The organism is Actinomyces sp. zg-332, from assembly GCF_011751945.2.
Classification (GTDB): domain Bacteria; phylum Actinomycetota; class Actinomycetes; order Actinomycetales; family Actinomycetaceae; genus ZJ293.
The window spans coordinates 234,586-252,203 of record NZ_CP064951.1 but is presented as its reverse complement, the minus strand read 5'-3'; the positions used below and the strand labels follow the sequence as shown (position 1 = coordinate 252,203).

Here is a 17,618-nt window from a genome sequence, read left to right as displayed (position 1 = left end):
AAAATCTCCACGCACTTAGAACAAGCATAGAAAACCCTTGAAAAATAAGGAAAAACTAAACAGTAAATACACGACAAAAACTAAAACATAAACTCATTCTAAATTGAGAAATAATAACAATTAGGTAAAGGATGGTAAAGATAAGGTAAAATAAACAACCTTAAATAAGTAACAAGTGGTCTCATATCACATACAGAACGTCACTATCGAAACATGAACGTAAAATCTCACATTTTGAACAAATATCAAATTGTAATATGTCTTTTAATCAAAAGATATACACACAATTAATACTTTCGCATGCTAAAGTTATCCAATTTCACCAAGTTATACAACAACGTAACAAAAGAAAAAAACAATAAAATACAAATATAACAAATTACATTATTCAAATTAGACAACAATTAAAGCAAGATATGCTTTATGTAAAAAACAATATAAAACAAACAACAGTATTATTAAAATGAAAAAGGGACATATAGCATGTCCCTTTTCCTGTATTCAATATGTAAATATTTCTCAAAACTTCGAGAAAATCTACTTCTTTTCTATCAACCATAGAATTGGCATAGAGTTCCAAGAGTAATTTACATTCTTGACGTTTTCTGAGTAACCAGCTGCGACCTGTGGGTACCATAGCTGAATTGTTGGCAAGTCACGCATTAGGATTTCCTGTGCCTTGCTTAGGTCTTTAGCAGCTGCTTCTTCATTTGCTTCACCATCTGACTTCTTAATTAGAGCGTCAAATTCTGGGTTTGAATAAACAGCATCATTACCACCAACTCCAGTTATATAAATTGGCTTTAGGAAGTTACCACCCCATGGGTAGTCTGCCTGCCAACCTGAACGAGTAGCTGAAGTAAGCTTCTTCTCTGTAGCTTCTTTGCGAAGTTCTGAGAACTGTGGGTATGGCTTACCCTTAGCATCAATACCTAGGACTTCCTTGATTGAGTTTGTAGCAGCTTCAACCCAGTCACGGTGTGAAGAATCAGCATTGTAAGCTAGTTCGAATGAACCTGACCATGGCTTGATAGCATTAGCCTTTTCCCAAGCTTTCTTAGCTTCTTCTGGGTTATATTTGAATACTTCATTACCAGGAACTTTATCGTCGTAACCTGCTACAGCTGGTGAAGTGAAGTCAACAGCAGCCTTACGTGTTCCCTTGAAAATCTTGTCAATAATTGTTTCGCGGTCGATAGCCATTGAGATAGCCTTACGACGCAACTGACCTTCTTCATCCCAACCAAAGTGTTCTAGGTAACCTGGAATAGTAAAGTACTGTGCACCTGCGAATGGTTTCATAACTGCACGCTCACCCAAGTCAGCTTTGAAGTTTGCCAACTGGTTGGATGGAACCTGCTTAATTACGTCTAGGTTATTTGCCAACAAATCGTTATAAGCTGCATCTTCCTGCTGGTAGATAAGGTAATCTACACCACCATTACGTGCCTTGCGAGGACCATCGTAGTGCTTGTTTGGACGAACTTCAATTACCTTATTGTGTTCCCAGTTTGTTAGAACATAAGGTCCATTAGTTACTGGTTTTTCACCGAATGCTTTAGGATCTTTGAAGAAAGATTCTGGTAGTGGAGCAAAAGCTGGGTAAATCAAGCTTGACTTGAAAGCAAATTCTGGCTGTGACAACTTAACCTTGAATGTCAAATCATCTACGATTTCAAGATTTAGTTCAGAGTCTTTTTCTTCGTCAAAACCTTCAATTGAAGAGAAGAAACCTGCTGATAGGTTAGCATTTGATGCCTTTGCACCCCAGTTCCAAGAGTCAACATATGACTTAGCAGTAACAGGGCTACCATCAGAGAACTTCAAACCTTTACGCAATTTAATTGTATAAGTCTGATTATCATCTGTCTCAATAGATTCAGCGTCATCTAGCTTAATCTCACCGTTTTCATCGGCATATGCAAGAGTTGAGAAGATATAAGTTACAACATAACCGCCACCGACGTCGTTAATATTAGCTGGAACTAAACCACCCTGTGGTTCAACACTATCAACCTTGACTACATAATCTGAAGAACCAGAGCCTGATGATTCATTTGAACCGCTGCTAGAACAACCAGCTAGCGCCAAGCCCAAAGTAGCTACTGAAGCTACTAAAGCAATGCGTTTATTTTTCATATATACCCCCTAAAATAAAAACATCGCTAACAATCACGAATAACCAACATCAGAACGTTTTATAAAGCATAGATAACAGCAAAATATAAATATTCCAATATTTGTAAATCAAGAGTATACTTATCGGATTTTATTATTTCAATATTAAAGCTTTACAAAAATGATATAAATGTCATTTTTTGAAGAAAAACTACCTTTTAATCTCGTATGATGAGATTAAAATACTTATTTTAAGATTATATAATGAGACTTTTTAGTATTTATAGTCCAAAAAAAGAAAAGTATCACAAAGCCATATATTTATAACCAACTTTTACATTACAACACTTAATAATTTTTATGACACTAGCTTTACCATGATGTCTTATAAATAACTGCAGTAAATTTCTCATCTTCTCAAAATAAAATATATTATCTTTTATAACTTTCTTCAGAAGAAAAGGTAAATAAGTCATTAAGTAAATAATTTTCACACCTAAACACAAATGACAAAATGGTATCAAAAATGGGATATCTTCCTAAAAATACCATTTAGAGAGATACCCCATACAGAAAAATTTTATAGAAGTGATACTACCTCAAAATAAACTTATTAAACGTTAAAACGGAACTCAACTACGTCACCATCTACCATAACGTAGTCTTTACCTTCCATTCGTACCTTACCTGCCGCCTTAGCTTCAGCCATTCCTCCGCATGAAACTAAATCTTCAAAAGAAACAACCTCAGCTTTAATAAAGCCACGCTGAAAATCAGTATGAATAACTCCAGCAGCTTCAGGAGCTGTATCACCCTTACGAATAGTCCAAGCACGAGCCTCCTTTGGACCAGCTGTAAGATAAGTTTGTAATCCCAAAGTATTAAAACCAACTCTGGCTAACTTATCTAAACCAGATTCATCTTGCCCAGCCTCATGCAGCATTTCTAAAGCTTCATCTTCATCAAGTTCAACCAAATCAGCTTCAAACTTAGCATCTAAGAAAATAGCTTCTGCTGGAGAAACTAAATCACCGAGTTTAGCTTTAAGCTCTTCATCGTTTAGACCATCTTCATCAACATTAAACACATATATAAAAGGCTTAGTGGTCATAAGGTGGAACTGCTTCAAAATATCGAAATCTAACCCTTGTTGGTTAGTGTATAAAATTTTACCTTCTTCTAAAACAGACAAAGCTTTCTTTGCCATTTCAAGAACAGCAGGCTCAACTTTTTTCCCACGAACTTCTTTTTCAAGTCTTACAACAGCTTTTTCTAGAGTCTGAATATCTGCCAAAACAAGCTCAGTAGAAATAGTTTCAATATCATCTTCAGGATTCACGCGGCCATCAACGTGAACAACGTCAGGGTCAGAAAAAACACGCGTAACTTGGCATATCGCATCAGCTTCACGAATATTAGCTAAGAACTGGTTTCCAAGCCCTTCACCTTCAGAAGCCCCACGCACAATACCAGCAATATCGACAAAAGACACAGTAGCAGGCAAAATACGCTCAGAGCCAAAAATTTCAGCTAATTTATTCAATCGTTCATCAGGCAAAGGCACAACACCAACATTTGGTTCAATAGTTGCAAAAGGATAGTTAGCTGCCAAAACAGTAGCTCTAGTCAAAGCGTTAAACAAAGTGGATTTACCAACATTAGGCAAACCAGCAATACCAATAGTTAAAGACACAATTCCTACTTACATATAAATAAATATAGATACTAAAACACGATACAAACTATGGCAAGAAAAATCAACAATTGTAGTATAAACAAATGGTATTAAAGAAATAAAAACCTTTTCAAATAATCAAATAGCTCTCACAAAGTAACAAAATATTTACATTTCAAATGCTTAGAATCAAAATTTACCCACTTTTCCTGCATCTAGATAGCTGTAAATAACGCACTCATTTACTGTGAAACATTCCGTGTAGAGCTCTTACGGAATAATTTAGGATCATTACTACCTGCAGCTTTTAAATCAGACTGTAAGTTCTTAGGCAAAGAAAAAGTCATTTTTTCTTCAGCACACTCAAGAGTTTCTACATCTTTAAAACCATACTCAGCAAGCAAACTAAGTAAGTCTTGAACTAAAATTTCAGGCACAGACGCCCCTGAAGTAACCCCTATAGACATAGCATTTTCAATCCAAACTGGATCAACTTCGCTAGCTTTATCAATACGGTAAGCAAACTCTACTCCTGCTTCTTTACCAACTTCTACTAGACGCACAGAATTAGAAGAATTAGAAGAGCCTACAACAATCAAAACATCACATTTACGAGCAATTTCTTTAACAGCCATCTGTCTATTAGAAGTCGCATAACAAATATCACAGCTGGGTGGATCTATAAGATTAGGGAAACGATTTCGTAACTTTTCCACCAACTCGTTAGTTTCGTCTACTGATAGAGTTGTCTGAGAAATCCACACCACTTTATTTTCGTCTCTTACAACTAAGTTTTCTATTTCTTCTTCAGAACTAACTACTTGAATATGGTCAGGAGCTTCCCCTTGAGTTCCTTCAACTTCTTCATGTCCTTTGTGCCCTATGAGAATAATATCGTGATCAGCTTTAGCGAATCTGATCGCTTCACGATGTACCTTGGTAACTAAAGGACAGGTAGCGTCAATAGTTAGTAACTTCCTATGTTCAGCTTGCACATGTACTTGTGGAGAAACCCCATGTGCTGAAAAAACAACCCTAGCTCCTTGTGGAACCTCATCAGTCTCTTCAACAAAAATAGCCCCTTTTTCACGCAAAGATTCCACAACGAATTTATTATGCACAATTTCTTTACGCACATAAATAGGGGCACCATACAGTTTCAATGCTTTTTCAACAGCATCAACAGCTCTATCGACTCCTGCGCAATAACCACGAGGAGCAGCTAAAAAAACTTTCTTTGAAGTGTCCACAATACCCCCGCTAGACTAGATAATATTAAATATAAATGGCAAAGTTAATATGTGGAAGAAAAAATTATACCAGTAAAAGCAGAAGATACTACACCTCAAACGCCTTGGCCTATAAGTAGAGTAAATGAAAACATTAAAAACTACATAGGAAAGTTGCCATCTTTTTGGGTAGAAGCAGAGGTAGTAGAGTTCAATCTTCGTCCCGGCACAAACATTGCCTTTATATCACTTCGTGATCTTAAAGAACAAGCATCAATACAAGCATACGCATTTGCACAAACTCTTGATAATTCACCTGTAAAAGTAGAGGAATCCTCTAAAATTACAGCACTAGTTACCCCAGATTTTTGGAAGAAAAATGGAAACCTAGTACTGAGAATAAACCAAATCAAAGTAGATGGTATAGGTGAGGTTCTATTAAAAGTAGAGCAATTACGCAAGACTCTTGCTGCTGAGGGACTATTTGATGCTGATCGTAAAATTCCACTACCTTTTATACCAAACCGTATAGGCTTAATATGTGGTCGTGAAGCTAAAGCAAAATATGACGTTATAGAAAATTCAACTTTGCGCTGGAAAGCTGAATTTGAGATAAGAGAAGTTGCTGTACAGGGGCAAAGCTGTGTCACAGAAGTATTAGCTGCCCTCAGAGAGCTAGAAACAATTGACGAAGTAGACGTAATAATAATCGCCAGAGGTGGAGGAAGTGTAGAGCATTTACTACCCTTTTCTGATGAAGTGCTTGTGCGTGCAGTAGCTGACTGTAAAAAACCAGTTATTTCAGCAATAGGACACGAAACAGACTGTCCTCTACTAGATTTTGTTGCTGACTATAGGGCTTCTACTCCAACTGACGCCGCAATAAAAGTTGTACCTAGTTACGATGAAGAAATTAATCTAATCAATCAATCTCAGAGCTTTATGGCTAGTAAAGTAAAAAATCTTATTGTCAGAGAAAAACAAAATTTTGAAAATTACGTTAACAGGCCGAGTTTATTAAATCCTGCAACAGTAATAGAAAAGCATGAAACTACACTAAAACAATACGCTTATAATTTACGTGTGTTGGCACAAAAACATTTACAAACCCAAAATCAAATAATATTAGCATTAGATTCAAAAGTTCAAGCATTATCTCCAAAACACACAATGGAACGCGGATATTCAATTACAACAGATTCTAGTGGAAAAATACTAAAATCTATAAAAGATATACAATCAGCAGGAAACATTGAGCTACATTTGGTAGACGGCACTGCCAAAGCCCAAGTTACTTCTACGGAGGAAAAGTAATGAATGACCAAGAACTTAATAGTGATTCACAAGAAAATAACTTCACTTATGAAAAAGCAAGAGAAGAGCTTATAGCAATAGTCAATAAATTAGAAAATGGCAATTTAGACTTGCAAACTTCAATGGATTTATGGAAAAGAGGAGAAACATTAGTAACTCAATGCAGAGCTTTTCTAGAAAAATACCATAATGAAGTTGAAGAAAAGCTAAATCAACAATCTGAACAGTCTGAACAGTGACTCGACCTAGAGGCAAATATGTCAAATACTCAAGAAGAAGCATTAATTATCGGAGAAGCACTCGTCGATATAGTTATTTCGCATAATAAACCAGCTAAAGAGGTATGTGGAGGATCTCCAGCAAATGTAGCATTAGGCTTAGGACGATTAGGCAAAAACGTTAACCTAACTGCTTGGATTGGCAAAGACTCACACGGAAAATTTATTGAAGATTATTTACAAGAAAGTAAAGTAAAACTAACTGAAGGCTGTAGTGAAGCGAGCTGGACTTCTACTGCTAAAGCCACGCTCGATGAACACTCGAATGCCAGTTACGAATTCAAAATACAATGGGATCCTATAAAGCCTAAAATTGATAATTTATTAGTAATACATACTGGTTCCATAGGAGCTACCCTTTTACCTGGCGCAAAAACAGTACTAGAACTATTACAAGACTACAGCAAATACAGCACACTGACTTACGACCCAAATATACGACCTAGTATAATGGGTGAACGAGAAAACGTATATGACCACATAATGGATATAATTAGCAAAGTAGATGTGGTGAAAGCTTCTGATGAAGATGTAAAGTGGCTTGAACCTGAGAAAAATTATCAAGAGTTTGCAAAGTCATTACTTGAAAAAGGCGTAAAAATTGTCGCTATAACTCGTGCTGAAAAAGGTGTGTGGGTCTGCACAAAATCTGGTATAGAGAAAAACTATCCGACTTTAGCTACTAAATTAGTAGATACAGTAGGTGCTGGTGATTCTTTCATGGCTGGAATAATAAACGGGTTATGGGATCATAGTTTACTAGGGGCTTCTAACAGACAAAAATTAGCCTCCATAGATGAGAAAACTCTTGATACCATTATTGTCCACGCTTCAAAGATTGCAGCTATAACAGTTTCTAGACATGGAGCTGATTTACCGTATTTACATGAAGTAATTAACTTAGATGTACAGTAAATACTTATACTCACAGGTTAGTATTATCCATTGTAGCTTTTGAATAAATTACATAATGCGACACTTATATATGTTTCAACTAAGCACTTATAATACGACCATTAGAATAAGTTTATTTTTACAACATATACTTTACGTAAAACCATAAATGTTATGAGTTTTTCTTGTAGAAATTGGTATAGGAATTGTTATATGTCCCAATATTAAAAATCAATATGTCAACAATTCAATATATATTTTATAAATTTATAATACCAAAAGTTATTATTTACCCATACGTCTATCTCTCTGCGCATAATCACGTAAAGCTCGTAAAAAGTCAACATATCTAAAAGATGGCCAATACGTTTCACAAAAGTAAAATTCAGACTGAGCTGATTGCCACAATAAGAAACCAGACAAACGTTGTTCCCCTGAAGTACGTATAACTAAATCAGGGTGAGGCTGACCAGCAGTATACAAGTGCTCATCAATATTTTCTATGCTCAAACTTGCCAAAGCATCTTCATATGAAGTACCCTCGTTTTGATTAGCACTCATATAAGATTTAAAAGCATCTAATATTTCTTGACGACCGCCATAGCCAACAGCAATATTTACTTCAATTCCAGTAATGTGATCAGTGTCATTTTGCGCTTTCATTAACCTATTTACAACGTTTTCAGGCAATAATTCCAAGGCTCCTACTATACGTATTTTCCACTTCCTAGAATTAGCAATACGTTCAACAGTGTTTACAATAATTTCAAATAAGCCAGATAATTCTTGTGAGGTACGCTTAAGATTATCAGTAGATAACATCCATAGAGTAACAACTTTTACATCAAACCTTCCGCACCAATCCAAAAGTTCAAAAACTTTATCAGCACCTTTTTGGTGACCAAAACTCACATTCTCGCCAACAGATTTAGCCCAGCGACGGTTACCATCTAAAATAACACCTATGTGGTGAGGAATATGGGAAGGCTCAGCAAAAAGAAGTCTTTCCAGATTTTTCTGATAAATACCATAAAGTAAATTACGCAATTTAATCCTCTGTATAAAACAACTATAAATATACTAAAACTATAAATATCTTATAACAACCCAAATACACGAAATTAGAAATGATTATTTATATATATAAATAAATAGGGTAACATATTACGATACACAACTTCTTGACAACATAGGAATATAAGGAGTAAGTAACATGTCTGAATCAACATGGCTCACACGTGAAGCATACGATCGTCTAAAAAAAGAACTAGATGAAAGAAAAGGTCCTTTACGTGTTGAAATCGCTAACAAAATTGATGAAGCACGTCAAGAAGGCGATTTAAAAGAAAATGGCGGATACCACGCTGCTCGTGAAGAACAAGGCCTAAATGAAGCACGTATAGTTCAATTAGAAGCATTATTACGAGACTGCGAGGTAGGTGAAATTCCAGAAGATGATGGTGTCGTAGAACCTGGAATGGTAGTTACCGCTAATTTAGCAGGAAGAGAAATATCTTTCCTATTGGGAGCTCGTGAATCTGGTGAAGGATTAGACTTGGATGTTTACTCCCCTGAAGCCCCATTAGGAAAAGCCATAAATGGTAAAAAGATTGGTGATAAAGTCTTATTTAAAGCACCTAATGGTAAAGAATTCGAAGTCGAAATTCTAGACGCTAAACCATTTGTAGGATAAACAAGAGCGTTAAATATTTTTGGGGGACTTTTATAAGTCCCCCAAAAATATTTAATGTATTACATTATAGAAACAATATCTGTAACAAAGACTAGTGAAGCATTTCCTGGAATACCAGCTTGCGGTACACCATCTTCTCCATATCCTAGCCTTGGAGGAATAATTAGCAACACACGAGAACCAACTCGTTGTTCAAGTAAACCGATATCCCATCCACGAATCAAGTGTCCTACACCCACTGGTGTTACCAAAGGCTGACCTCTGTCGAAAGAATTGTCAAATTCTTCCCCACCAAATACAGCACCTAAATAGTCAAAAGCAACTACTTGTGATGGTTCAATATAAACCCCTTCACCTTCTGAAAGTGTTTCAACTATTAGTTCATCTGGAAGTTCGTCAACCAAAAATTCAATCTGTGGTTTTTCACCGAATTCACCAGTAACTTTTACATACTTATTCATATTTGCCTAACTTATTCACTATCGTAGAAATAACTTGCTAAACGCAAGAATTCCAAATATAACCATACCAATGTTACAAGCAAACCAAAAGCTGCAGTCCACGCATACTTAGATGGAATACCTGATTCAACACCTTTTTGGATAAAATCAAAATCACTAATCAAAGACATAGAAGCTAATAAGACAGCAATTAAACCGATAGCGATTCCTAGTGGAATACCAGCAACTGTTACTGATCTTAAACCTCCAGCACCCAATACACCAAATATTGTCAATAAGAAATTAACAGCTATGAATACTAAATATGAAACTAGACCAATAATTAAAATTTTCTTAAAACGAGCGTTCACTCTGACAATACTAGTCTTGTATAATCCCAAGCAAACAGCAAAAGTAACCAATGTGGCTAGTACTGCTGTAGAAACAATTCCTGGGTATCTCATTTCGAAGAAAGCTGAAATTCCACCTAGCGCAACACCTTCAAATATGGAATAAGCACTAATTAAAAGTGGTGAAGGTTCTTTCTTGAAAGAATTTATTATTCCTAGAATAAAAGCCCCTATTACACCAACTACAAAAATCCCTGATGCACTAGGAATATTCAAAGCAACATACCAACTAGCAGCAGCAGAAACTAGCAATAAAGCAAAGACTATACCTGTTTTAACAATGACATCATCATAAGTCATTCTATTAGTATCTACTGAATCAGCAGAAGCTTGATAGTAGCTATCTTTTATTTTATCAAAGCGAGAAGCTTCATCTATAGATGAAGGAGCAGACTGACTATATCCTTTATTTTCATTAGAATATGAAGTATTTACATCATAACCTGGCATTGTAGGATATCCAGCAGGAGTTGTATTTGTTTCTTTAACAAAATTAGAGTTTTTTGAAAAAACTGGATTCTGCATACTCACTATCCTTTCCATAAATGAGCACATTTATAAATATTATAACAGTTATATACATCTAGTTATTTCTAAATTTTTAATAATATCAATAAACTTTTATAACTCCATAAAAATGTCGGCCCATACATTATGGCTTTATGGACCGACACGATAACACGTCTACTTCTTTCATATACACTAAAAACATATAAAAGGCTTATACAGATATACTAATAAAAAGCATTATAGGAAAGTAATCATTCTAAGGTATGATTTAAAAGGTAGCTAATCCCTAAGACGTAGTAGATTCACACTAGGAAACGATAAAGATGAATACACAAAAGAAAATGAAAAATCTTTTATCTCTTAACTCCTACTATGCCTTTCGTAAAAAACATACGGCTTTAATGGAATTTCTCGTCACCATTTTGTATGTAGTGTTCTGTGTAATTCAACTTATGCAGATTTATCATATACAACAAGAAAAACATATTTTTTACTTTACTTTCATAAATATGGCTTTAATGACGTTATCTATTTTCTTTAGAAACAAATATCCTGTTCCAGTTTTAGCCATAGCTATAACTACATCCTCAATTCTTACAATCATACAAATACTTGTAATAAAAAATTCTCCATTTGATCCCAATACTTTACCTTTACTGACTTTTAACTCAATGTTGGAACCAATTGCGCTGTCTATTCTTTTGTATACTATTGGGACAAAATGTTCATTGAAAACAACTTTTTTCTGCACCACTATAGTATCTACAATAGTAGTTTCCTTAGAAGTACTAATAAACAATTCACTACTAAACAATATTTCACCTCTAGTGATAAATATAACTATCTTTATAATTGCTACACTAGTCGGTTCTACTGTGCAGTTCCATAGTTCTAGAATAATTCAGCTGGAACACCTAAATAAACAGCTTGAGCTAGAACGAAAACAACATGAACAGTTAATTATTTCAGCCGAACGCACTCGTATTGCACGCGAAATGCACGATATTGTGGCTCACTCTCTAGCAATAGTGATAACAATGGCTGATGGTGCTGAAGCAATGATTGAAAAAAATCCACAACTAGCTAAGCAAGCAATAAATCAAATAGCCCAAACTGGACGCTCAGCTTTAGCTGAAACTAGACGAGTAGTTGGTATATTACGAGAAAATACACAGATAAATAAAGAAGAAATAGAAGAACTTACGAATGAGCTTAATACTCAAACTTCAACAAGCGGATTGAACCAAATTATTCCTAAAAAAACTAAATTACAAACCAGTAAAGGCATGATTTCCCCTAAGTTAGAAAATCCTAGAAATGTAGCAAAAGATTCAACTCCAGCAAAGTATGAGGAAAATCAGCAAGAAGAAAAAGCACCTTTGACTCCTCAACCTACTTCTTTAACAATTGAATCATTAATAGAGGAATTTAAAAATGCTGGCTTACCTATAGAGTATACTTATATTGGTACGTCAATTGAAAATGACTCAGCTCTAGGGCTAACCGTATACAGAATACTACAAGAAGCGTTGACAAATATATTGAGATACGCACCTTTCTCTCCAAGCGTGATTGTGACTATAAATCGTTTCCACGGAGGGGTAAGCATAGTTGTAAAGAACTTAGCTGGAGCTAGCGTTTCTTTAATGAAAGGTAGCGGAAAAGGTATAATTGGTATGCGTGAGCGTGCCGCTGTGTATGATGGTTATGTGCAGGCTGGACCTACTGACAATGGATGGCAAGTAAAAGCATTCCTACGTTTAAATGATAAGACAGGAGAATCTGGATCATGGATGGCACCAAGCTAATAAAAGTACTAATTGTTGATGACCAGCCGTTAGTACGTATGGGATTTTCTATGGTTTTATCAGCACAAGATGACATTGAAGTCGTTGGAGAAGCAAATGACGGTCAAATAGCTCTGAATCAAGTTAGTGCATTGAGACCAGATATTGTATTGATGGATGTACGTATGCCTAATATGAATGGCATAGAAGCTACGGAACAAATCGCCCAAAACTTCCCAGAAACCAAAGTACTAGTTTTAACAACATTCGATATTGAAGAGTATGCTTTTGCTGCTTTACGTGTAGGAGCAAGTGGTTTCTTATCCAAAGATGCGCTTCCTGAGCAACTCGTCGAGGCAATTAGATCAGTAGCAGGAGGTGATGCCAGCATATCACCTAAAATTACTAAGAAAATGCTTGAACTATTTGCTAATAAGCTACCCGAAAGCACATCACCTCAAACTCCTGCTAAAACTGCTAATGATGAGACTAGTACCCTACTAACCAAACAAAGTACATCAGATTTATCTAGCCACTTACTAAGAGAACTTACCACACGCGAAATTGAAGTACTAAAACTTGTCGCACACGGCTATAATAATGCCGAAATCGCTGAACAGTTATATGTCTCAACACCTACAGTAAAAACGCACGTTTCGAATATACTGTCTAAACTCGGGTTAAGAGATAGAATACAAGCAGTTATTTTTGCGTACGAAAATGAACTAATTGATAACAAAGCAGACAACACCCAGTCCACATTATGAGACTTTCTCATATTTTACAGTTTACACATATAAATAGTGTTGATATTGTAACTATAAAAAGTATTGTATTATAAATATAAGCTTAAATAAAAAGTGCCCCCGATGGGATTCGAACCCATACTGGATCGATTTTAAGTCGACTGCCTCTGCCGTTGGGCTACGGGGGCGAGCATTACTGCTCTAACTCAAATACTTTAACACATATTCTTCAAAGAGTAAATATAAAAAAGTGAGATGTATGTAAATGGAAAATAGTAAGTCAAATAAGAAACGTCCAGTGCAAAGCAGTATAATACGTACGTCTAAGTATCGTATCGGAAAACAACGTTTTGACAAAACATATTATGTACCATCCACTAGACCTGGATATAGGGCACACTCTATTTCAAAACCAAGAAATACACCACATGTTTTACATCTAATAAAGCGTAAAATAGCTGATGAAACAGTAGGTGGAATGCTGCTAATCGTTGCGGCTATAGTTGCTTTAATATTAGCTAATTCGCCTTTAAGTGACGCATACTTCCAACTTGCACATACTGAAATTGGTTTTGAAACAATACGCTTAAAACTATCACTTAGCCACTGGGCAAGTGACGCAGTGCTGATGATATTCTTCTTCGTTGTGGGTCTTGAGTTAAAAACTGAATTTGTTACAGGTGCTTTACGTGATATACGTGAGGCTAGCTTGCCAATGCTTGCAGCTGTATTCGGAATGGTTGGGCCAGCTGTATTCTACATTGTAGTGCAATTAGTCATGTCTTCTCCTGAGACTTTACATGGCTGGGCAATTCCTACAGCTACTGACATCGCTTTTGCTGTAGCTATACTTGGAGTATTTGGTAAAGGAATGCCACCAACAGCTCGTACTTTCCTATTAACGCTTGCAGTAGTTGATGATTTACTAGCCATAATTGTAATCGCTATATTCTATTCAACAACCCTGGATTTCATTTCACTATTCATCTCATTGGTATTTATTGCTATTTTTGCAGTAATAGTTCAACTTCGTATAACTAAGTTTTATATTCTATTACCTCTAGCAGTATTATCTTGGTATTACATGCATTTGAGCGGAATACACGCCACAATTGCTGGTGTAATTCTAGGATTAGTAGTACCTGCTACTATTGACAGTAAATCTGGTAAACAACTAACCCACGATTTAGCTAGTAAATTCAATATATTATCCTCAGCCTTTGCCTTACCAGTTTTCGCTTTTTTCACAGCCGGTGTGTCAATTGGCGTAGGTGGACTAAAAGAAACACTTACAGATCCTGTAACCATTGGTATTGCTCTTGGCTTGCCTGTAGGTAAGTGTTTAGGTGTTTGGGGAAGCGTTTATATACTAACTAAGACAACCCGTCTAAAGCTTGGAAATGGTGTAGATTTATCAGATATTTTTGCTGTCTCTTTGTTAACAGGTATTGGTTTCACAGTGGCATTACTAGTATCTGGTTTGGCGTTTACAAACTCTATAGAACATATAGAACACGCTAAATTAGCTGTGTTAGTTGGAACTTTACTTTCATGTATTCTAGGTGCTATAGCTCTAAAAATACGTTTGAGATATCATAACCGTGGACCTAGCCATAAAAGGCATAGGTTAGGTATTCAACACTAATACATATTAATTATGTGGCTAGTTACTTATGTGCTAGCCACATTTTTTATTCGAGCTATACTGTTACACTTCAGCAATTCATATTCTGATAAAACAATAAGCTATATAACTTATTTATTAAGTAACTCTGTTATTTCTTTATTCTTCTTTGGATTCTTTTTTCTGATAATTAAAGTCAAAATTATTTGAGTCACAATATTCATAACTATCCACGTGATAAGTATTTCCAAAGCTATGCGTGAAAAGAATTGCTCTGGTAACATCTGTATCATCAAATCAGTATTAGGGTTTAAAATCCAAAGATTATTGCTAAAAAATACTTGATGAAAGTATATAAATAACTGAGTAAAATCAAACTGTGATAATAGTATTGCGAATACGATAACTAAAATATATGTAATGTTTATACTCTTTCTTAGACTAATCATATTATCTAATATTTGATTAGTTTTCTTAGAATATGCGAAAGATAAAATTAACAACAAAACTATAACAAATTGAGCTATATACATCATACTGAACAAGCCATACACATCCGACATATGTAAGACTTCTTTTTTAGAAAAATGTGGCGTGAGTAAGGAAGATTCTCCCAAAATCATATATTTTATTAAATCATTTGCGATAGTAAGTAACTCTTGCATAGATTTGCCAGTTACACTAGGGGTATCATTTACAGTAAATTGTTTTTCGTAGTAACTAATATCAAATGCCCTAGTAGACACAGCTAGGAATAGAAACCCCAAAGTCACACTCAAATAGTTTATTATTCTAACTATGCTTATGTGAAAGTTTTTCATATTATTCTACTCCTAATAGCTGCTTTTAGTAGTTTTTAGCAATTTTACGTGCAGTGATGATAGATATATTATCTTGAAAACAAGCTTTATATATCACAATTTTATAACCCTATTATTCGATTGATAATGCTATGCCATCTAAAATGTCGTTTTCACTTGTTATAACATGGCTTAGAGTAGTTTTTCTAGCTTTTCTCATTTCTTCAAAATAGATTAGAATTTGTCTAAATACCAAAGCTCCGCCCATTATTACATCTGCACGTTTAGGGTGTAGAAAACTCATAGATGCACGTTCTTTATGAGTCGAATATAACAGTTCATTGCAAGAATTTATTGCATCTTTAAAGCTCATATTAGTAGCATGTATTTTTTCAGAATCGTATTTGTCGAGTTTTAAGTAGTTTGCAGTAATCGTAGTTATAGAACCTGCTAAACCAATGAATTTGCTAATACGTGTAAAATCAATTTTTTCATCAGCTTTAGCTATATACTCATCTATGACTTTTATAGCTTTGGCGATGCTTTGTGAGTTAACTCCATCTTTTAGGAATCTCTCAGTCATCCTAACACATCCCATATCAAGCGATATAGTTTTATCTGGGGTTTTGTGTCCGCAAACAAATTCGGTAGAACCTCCACCAATATCTACAACTAAAATATTACTTGAGTTTTGGCATGTACGCTCAGTAAGAAAACCTGTTTCCAAAGTGCCAGATTTTTCCTGTTTTTGTTCAGCTGATAGAACGTTCAAAGCTCCAGCAAATGATAGACTCGCCTCTTCGTCCCCAGAAATTACTTCCACTTCAGCTCCAAGGATACGTTTAACTCCTTGCAAGAATACTTCACGATTTTTTGCGTCTCTTGTTGCAGATGTGGCTACAAAGCGTATTTTTTCAACGTTATGTTGTTTGCAGATTTGTGCAAATTCTTCACAGCTTTCAAAGGTCCTTTGCAAAGCTTCCTCAGCAAAGTATCCAGTTTTGTCTATGTCTTGCCCAAGCCTAACTATTCGCATAATACGAACGATATCTTTTAAAGATGTTCCTTGTTTTTCAGCTATAAGTAGCCTAATCGAATTTGTGCCACAATCTATGCCTGCAACGATCATGTTTTACCTATCTTTTAAACGAGCCTGTTAACCGTATTTTTCTAATATAAAGTAACTTTACGCTAACAATTGTGTTCTGGTTTTGTAACTTCGTAATACAAATAATAATAAGTTATAAATATCTGCTTATTTTGAAACAAATGTTTTATAACTATTCATTTTCTTTCTTACAGAAGCACTCACTTTCATTCCAAAGATTACGTTCAGTTATAACGTCTAATACCCAGTCCCCGATTGGATTAATTCCACGACCAACACTAAGAGTGTGTCCCAAAAGAGCGTGCAAACATTTTATTCGAGTTGGCATACCGCCTGCAGAAACGTTCTTTATTTCAGGCACTTCGCCTAGCTGTTCACGCTGAGCAATATAATTTTCGTGTGCCTTAGAATATTTTTTCTGAAGCTCAATGTCATTTTGCAAAGTATCATTCATAGTCTCCATGAATTTTTCCGCCTCTAAGACCGAACAAGCCCTTACTGCTCCTGGATGAGTCAAATAAAAAACTGTAGGGAACGGAGTACCATCTTCTAGTCTAGGAGAAGTCATTACTGTTAAAGGGTTCCCGCAAACACACCTTGCTGGAATTTTTTCAACTCCCCTAGGGGCCCTATCAAGTTGTCTTTCAAGTTCTGCTAAATCTTTTGAAGTAACTGTCGTGTCTTGATTATTCATTATCATCCAATATGCTCGTATATATTCTTAATATTCCAACTCTATTTTACTTTAGATGCACGTTATTTTTCTCTATAGATTTTATATTATTGTCAGTTTTGAGAAATTTTTTACTTTATAACAATTATATTTCCATTCAAATATATTTACATTTATCAATCTAGCTTTTACTAATTTATTTTAGCTCGTAAATAAACCCTATTAATAAATACTAACTGTAACTTCAATACAGCCCTTATACATTTGTATTTCCAAGCATAAGGATAAAAAGTTATGTACGCTTTATGATTGCCTCAAA

General features: G+C 35.2%; 17 protein-coding genes and 1 tRNA gene. 7 read left to right on the top strand and 11 right to left on the bottom strand.

The window, feature by feature from the left end; translation table 11 throughout:
• Positions 1-537: 537 nt before the first annotated feature.
• The 3 genes from HCQ94_RS00975 to HCQ94_RS00965 form a co-directional block, all read right to left on the bottom strand.
• Entirely contained in the window at positions 538-2,139 is a 1,602-nt protein-coding gene (locus HCQ94_RS00975; protein WP_166982850.1) for a peptide ABC transporter substrate-binding protein, read from the bottom strand.
• A 592-nt stretch (positions 2,140-2,731) separates the two neighbouring features.
• Positions 2,732-3,811, bottom strand: coding sequence for a redox-regulated ATPase YchF (gene ychF / locus HCQ94_RS00970; RefSeq protein ID WP_166982852.1), 1,080 nt, complete (start codon positions 3,809-3,811; stop codon positions 2,732-2,734).
• Between the two features lie 224 nt (positions 3,812-4,035).
• Positions 4,036-5,043, bottom strand: a complete 1,008-nt coding sequence (locus HCQ94_RS00965) for a 4-hydroxy-3-methylbut-2-enyl diphosphate reductase (RefSeq protein WP_166982854.1) — start codon at positions 5,041-5,043, stop codon at positions 4,036-4,038.
• 51 nt (positions 5,044-5,094) lie between these two features.
• Here HCQ94_RS00965 and xseA point away from each other — a divergent pair, with 51 nt between their 5' ends.
• From xseA to HCQ94_RS00950, 3 genes are read left to right on the top strand one after another with little or no spacing between them, the layout of a single operon-like run.
• Positions 5,095-6,336, top strand: coding sequence for an exodeoxyribonuclease VII large subunit (gene xseA, locus HCQ94_RS00960; protein WP_166982856.1), 1,242 nt, complete (start codon positions 5,095-5,097; stop codon positions 6,334-6,336).
• Positions 6,336-6,575: an exodeoxyribonuclease VII small subunit gene (locus HCQ94_RS00955; protein ID WP_166978959.1), complete on the top strand. Its 240-nt coding sequence runs from the start codon at positions 6,336-6,338 to the stop codon at positions 6,573-6,575. Before xseA ends, HCQ94_RS00955 begins: the two co-directional genes overlap by 1 nt.
• An 18-nt stretch (positions 6,576-6,593) precedes the next feature.
• Positions 6,594-7,529 (top strand): carbohydrate kinase family protein, encoded by a 936-nt coding sequence (locus HCQ94_RS00950; RefSeq protein ID WP_166982858.1) that lies wholly within the window; start codon positions 6,594-6,596, stop codon positions 7,527-7,529.
• A 264-nt stretch (positions 7,530-7,793) separates the two neighbouring features.
• Here HCQ94_RS00950 and HCQ94_RS00945 read toward each other — a convergent pair whose 3' ends face one another.
• Positions 7,794-8,561 (bottom strand): isoprenyl transferase, encoded by a 768-nt coding sequence (locus tag HCQ94_RS00945; RefSeq protein WP_166982901.1) that lies wholly within the window; start codon positions 8,559-8,561, stop codon positions 7,794-7,796.
• 160 nt (positions 8,562-8,721) lie between these two features.
• Between HCQ94_RS00945 and greA the strand changes: the two genes are divergently transcribed.
• Positions 8,722-9,201: a transcription elongation factor GreA gene (gene greA, locus HCQ94_RS00940; protein ID WP_166982860.1), complete on the top strand. Its 480-nt coding sequence runs from the start codon at positions 8,722-8,724 to the stop codon at positions 9,199-9,201.
• A gap of 59 nt (positions 9,202-9,260) precedes the next feature.
• On the opposite strand, the gene HCQ94_RS00935 is transcribed toward greA, so the two are convergent.
• The 3 genes from HCQ94_RS00935 to HCQ94_RS06235 form a co-directional block, all read right to left on the bottom strand.
• Positions 9,261-9,662 (bottom strand): FKBP-type peptidyl-prolyl cis-trans isomerase, encoded by a 402-nt coding sequence (locus tag HCQ94_RS00935; protein WP_166982862.1) that lies wholly within the window; start codon positions 9,660-9,662, stop codon positions 9,261-9,263.
• 11 nt (positions 9,663-9,673) lie between these two features.
• The gene (locus HCQ94_RS00930) at positions 9,674-10,576 is read right to left on the bottom strand and encodes a Bax inhibitor-1/YccA family protein (protein WP_166978951.1); all 903 of its coding nucleotides are present in this window, start codon (positions 10,574-10,576) and stop codon (positions 9,674-9,676) included.
• 475 nt (positions 10,577-11,051) lie between these two features.
• Complete coding sequence (locus HCQ94_RS06235) at positions 11,052-11,375, bottom strand: hypothetical protein (RefSeq protein ID WP_232525733.1); 324 nt, start codon at positions 11,373-11,375, stop codon at positions 11,052-11,054.
• A gap of 13 nt (positions 11,376-11,388) precedes the next feature.
• Between HCQ94_RS06235 and HCQ94_RS00925 the strand changes: the two genes are divergently transcribed.
• Together HCQ94_RS00925 and HCQ94_RS00920 are read left to right on the top strand one after the other, a co-directional pair.
• Positions 11,389-12,369 carry a sensor histidine kinase gene (locus tag HCQ94_RS00925; RefSeq protein WP_232525732.1) on the top strand — a complete coding sequence of 327 codons (981 nt, stop codon included), beginning with the start codon at positions 11,389-11,391 and terminating at the stop codon, positions 12,367-12,369.
• A complete protein-coding gene (locus HCQ94_RS00920) occupies positions 12,351-13,115 on the top strand; it encodes a response regulator transcription factor (RefSeq protein WP_196373614.1) in 765 nt (254 codons plus the stop codon). The genes HCQ94_RS00925 and HCQ94_RS00920 overlap by 19 nt, the downstream gene beginning before the upstream one ends.
• Before the next feature lie 94 nt (positions 13,116-13,209).
• On the opposite strand, the gene HCQ94_RS00915 is transcribed toward HCQ94_RS00920, so the two are convergent.
• Positions 13,210-13,282: transfer RNA gene (locus HCQ94_RS00915), tRNA-Leu, on the bottom strand.
• 77 nt (positions 13,283-13,359) lie between these two features.
• Between HCQ94_RS00915 and nhaA the strand changes: the two genes are divergently transcribed.
• Positions 13,360-14,739: a Na+/H+ antiporter NhaA gene (gene nhaA / locus HCQ94_RS00910; RefSeq protein ID WP_166982864.1), complete on the top strand. Its 1,380-nt coding sequence runs from the start codon at positions 13,360-13,362 to the stop codon at positions 14,737-14,739.
• 110 nt (positions 14,740-14,849) lie between these two features.
• Here nhaA and HCQ94_RS00905 read toward each other — a convergent pair whose 3' ends face one another.
• The 3 genes from HCQ94_RS00905 to HCQ94_RS00895 all read right to left on the bottom strand — a co-directional run bounded on the left by HCQ94_RS00905 (position 14,850) and on the right by HCQ94_RS00895 (position 17,326).
• Complete coding sequence (locus HCQ94_RS00905) at positions 14,850-15,539, bottom strand: TIGR01906 family membrane protein (RefSeq protein ID WP_166982866.1); 690 nt, start codon at positions 15,537-15,539, stop codon at positions 14,850-14,852.
• A 112-nt stretch (positions 15,540-15,651) separates the two neighbouring features.
• Positions 15,652-16,647: a Ppx/GppA phosphatase family protein gene (locus HCQ94_RS00900; RefSeq protein WP_166982868.1), complete on the bottom strand. Its 996-nt coding sequence runs from the start codon at positions 16,645-16,647 to the stop codon at positions 15,652-15,654.
• 151 nt (positions 16,648-16,798) lie between these two features.
• On the bottom strand, positions 16,799-17,326 hold the full coding sequence (locus HCQ94_RS00895) for a DUF501 domain-containing protein (RefSeq protein WP_442858903.1): 528 nt from the start codon (positions 17,324-17,326) through the stop codon (positions 16,799-16,801).
• Between the last annotated feature and the right edge of the window lie 292 nt (positions 17,327-17,618).

Coding starts and splice junctions, on each gene's coding strand:
- HCQ94_RS00920 (WP_196373614.1), top strand. CDS start 12,351: ATGGATGGCACCAAGCTAATAAAAGTACTAATTGTTGATGACCAGCCG.
- HCQ94_RS00950 (WP_166982858.1), top strand. CDS start 6,594: ATGTCAAATACTCAAGAAGAAGCATTAATTATCGGAGAAGCACTCGTC.
- nhaA (WP_166982864.1), top strand. CDS start 13,360: ATGGAAAATAGTAAGTCAAATAAGAAACGTCCAGTGCAAAGCAGTATA.
- HCQ94_RS00905 (WP_166982866.1), bottom strand. CDS start 15,539: ATGAAAAACTTTCACATAAGCATAGTTAGAATAATAAACTATTTGAGT.
- HCQ94_RS00935 (WP_166982862.1), bottom strand. CDS start 9,662: ATGAATAAGTATGTAAAAGTTACTGGTGAATTCGGTGAAAAACCACAG.
- HCQ94_RS00930 (WP_166978951.1), bottom strand. CDS start 10,576: ATGCAGAATCCAGTTTTTTCAAAAAACTCTAATTTTGTTAAAGAAACA.
- greA (WP_166982860.1), top strand. CDS start 8,722: ATGTCTGAATCAACATGGCTCACACGTGAAGCATACGATCGTCTAAAA.
- HCQ94_RS00955 (WP_166978959.1), top strand. CDS start 6,336: ATGAATGACCAAGAACTTAATAGTGATTCACAAGAAAATAACTTCACT.
- HCQ94_RS00900 (WP_166982868.1), bottom strand. CDS start 16,647: ATGATCGTTGCAGGCATAGATTGTGGCACAAATTCGATTAGGCTACTT.
- HCQ94_RS00975 (WP_166982850.1), bottom strand. CDS start 2,139: ATGAAAAATAAACGCATTGCTTTAGTAGCTTCAGTAGCTACTTTGGGC.
- HCQ94_RS00895 (WP_442858903.1), bottom strand. CDS start 17,326: ATGATAATGAATAATCAAGACACGACAGTTACTTCAAAAGATTTAGCA.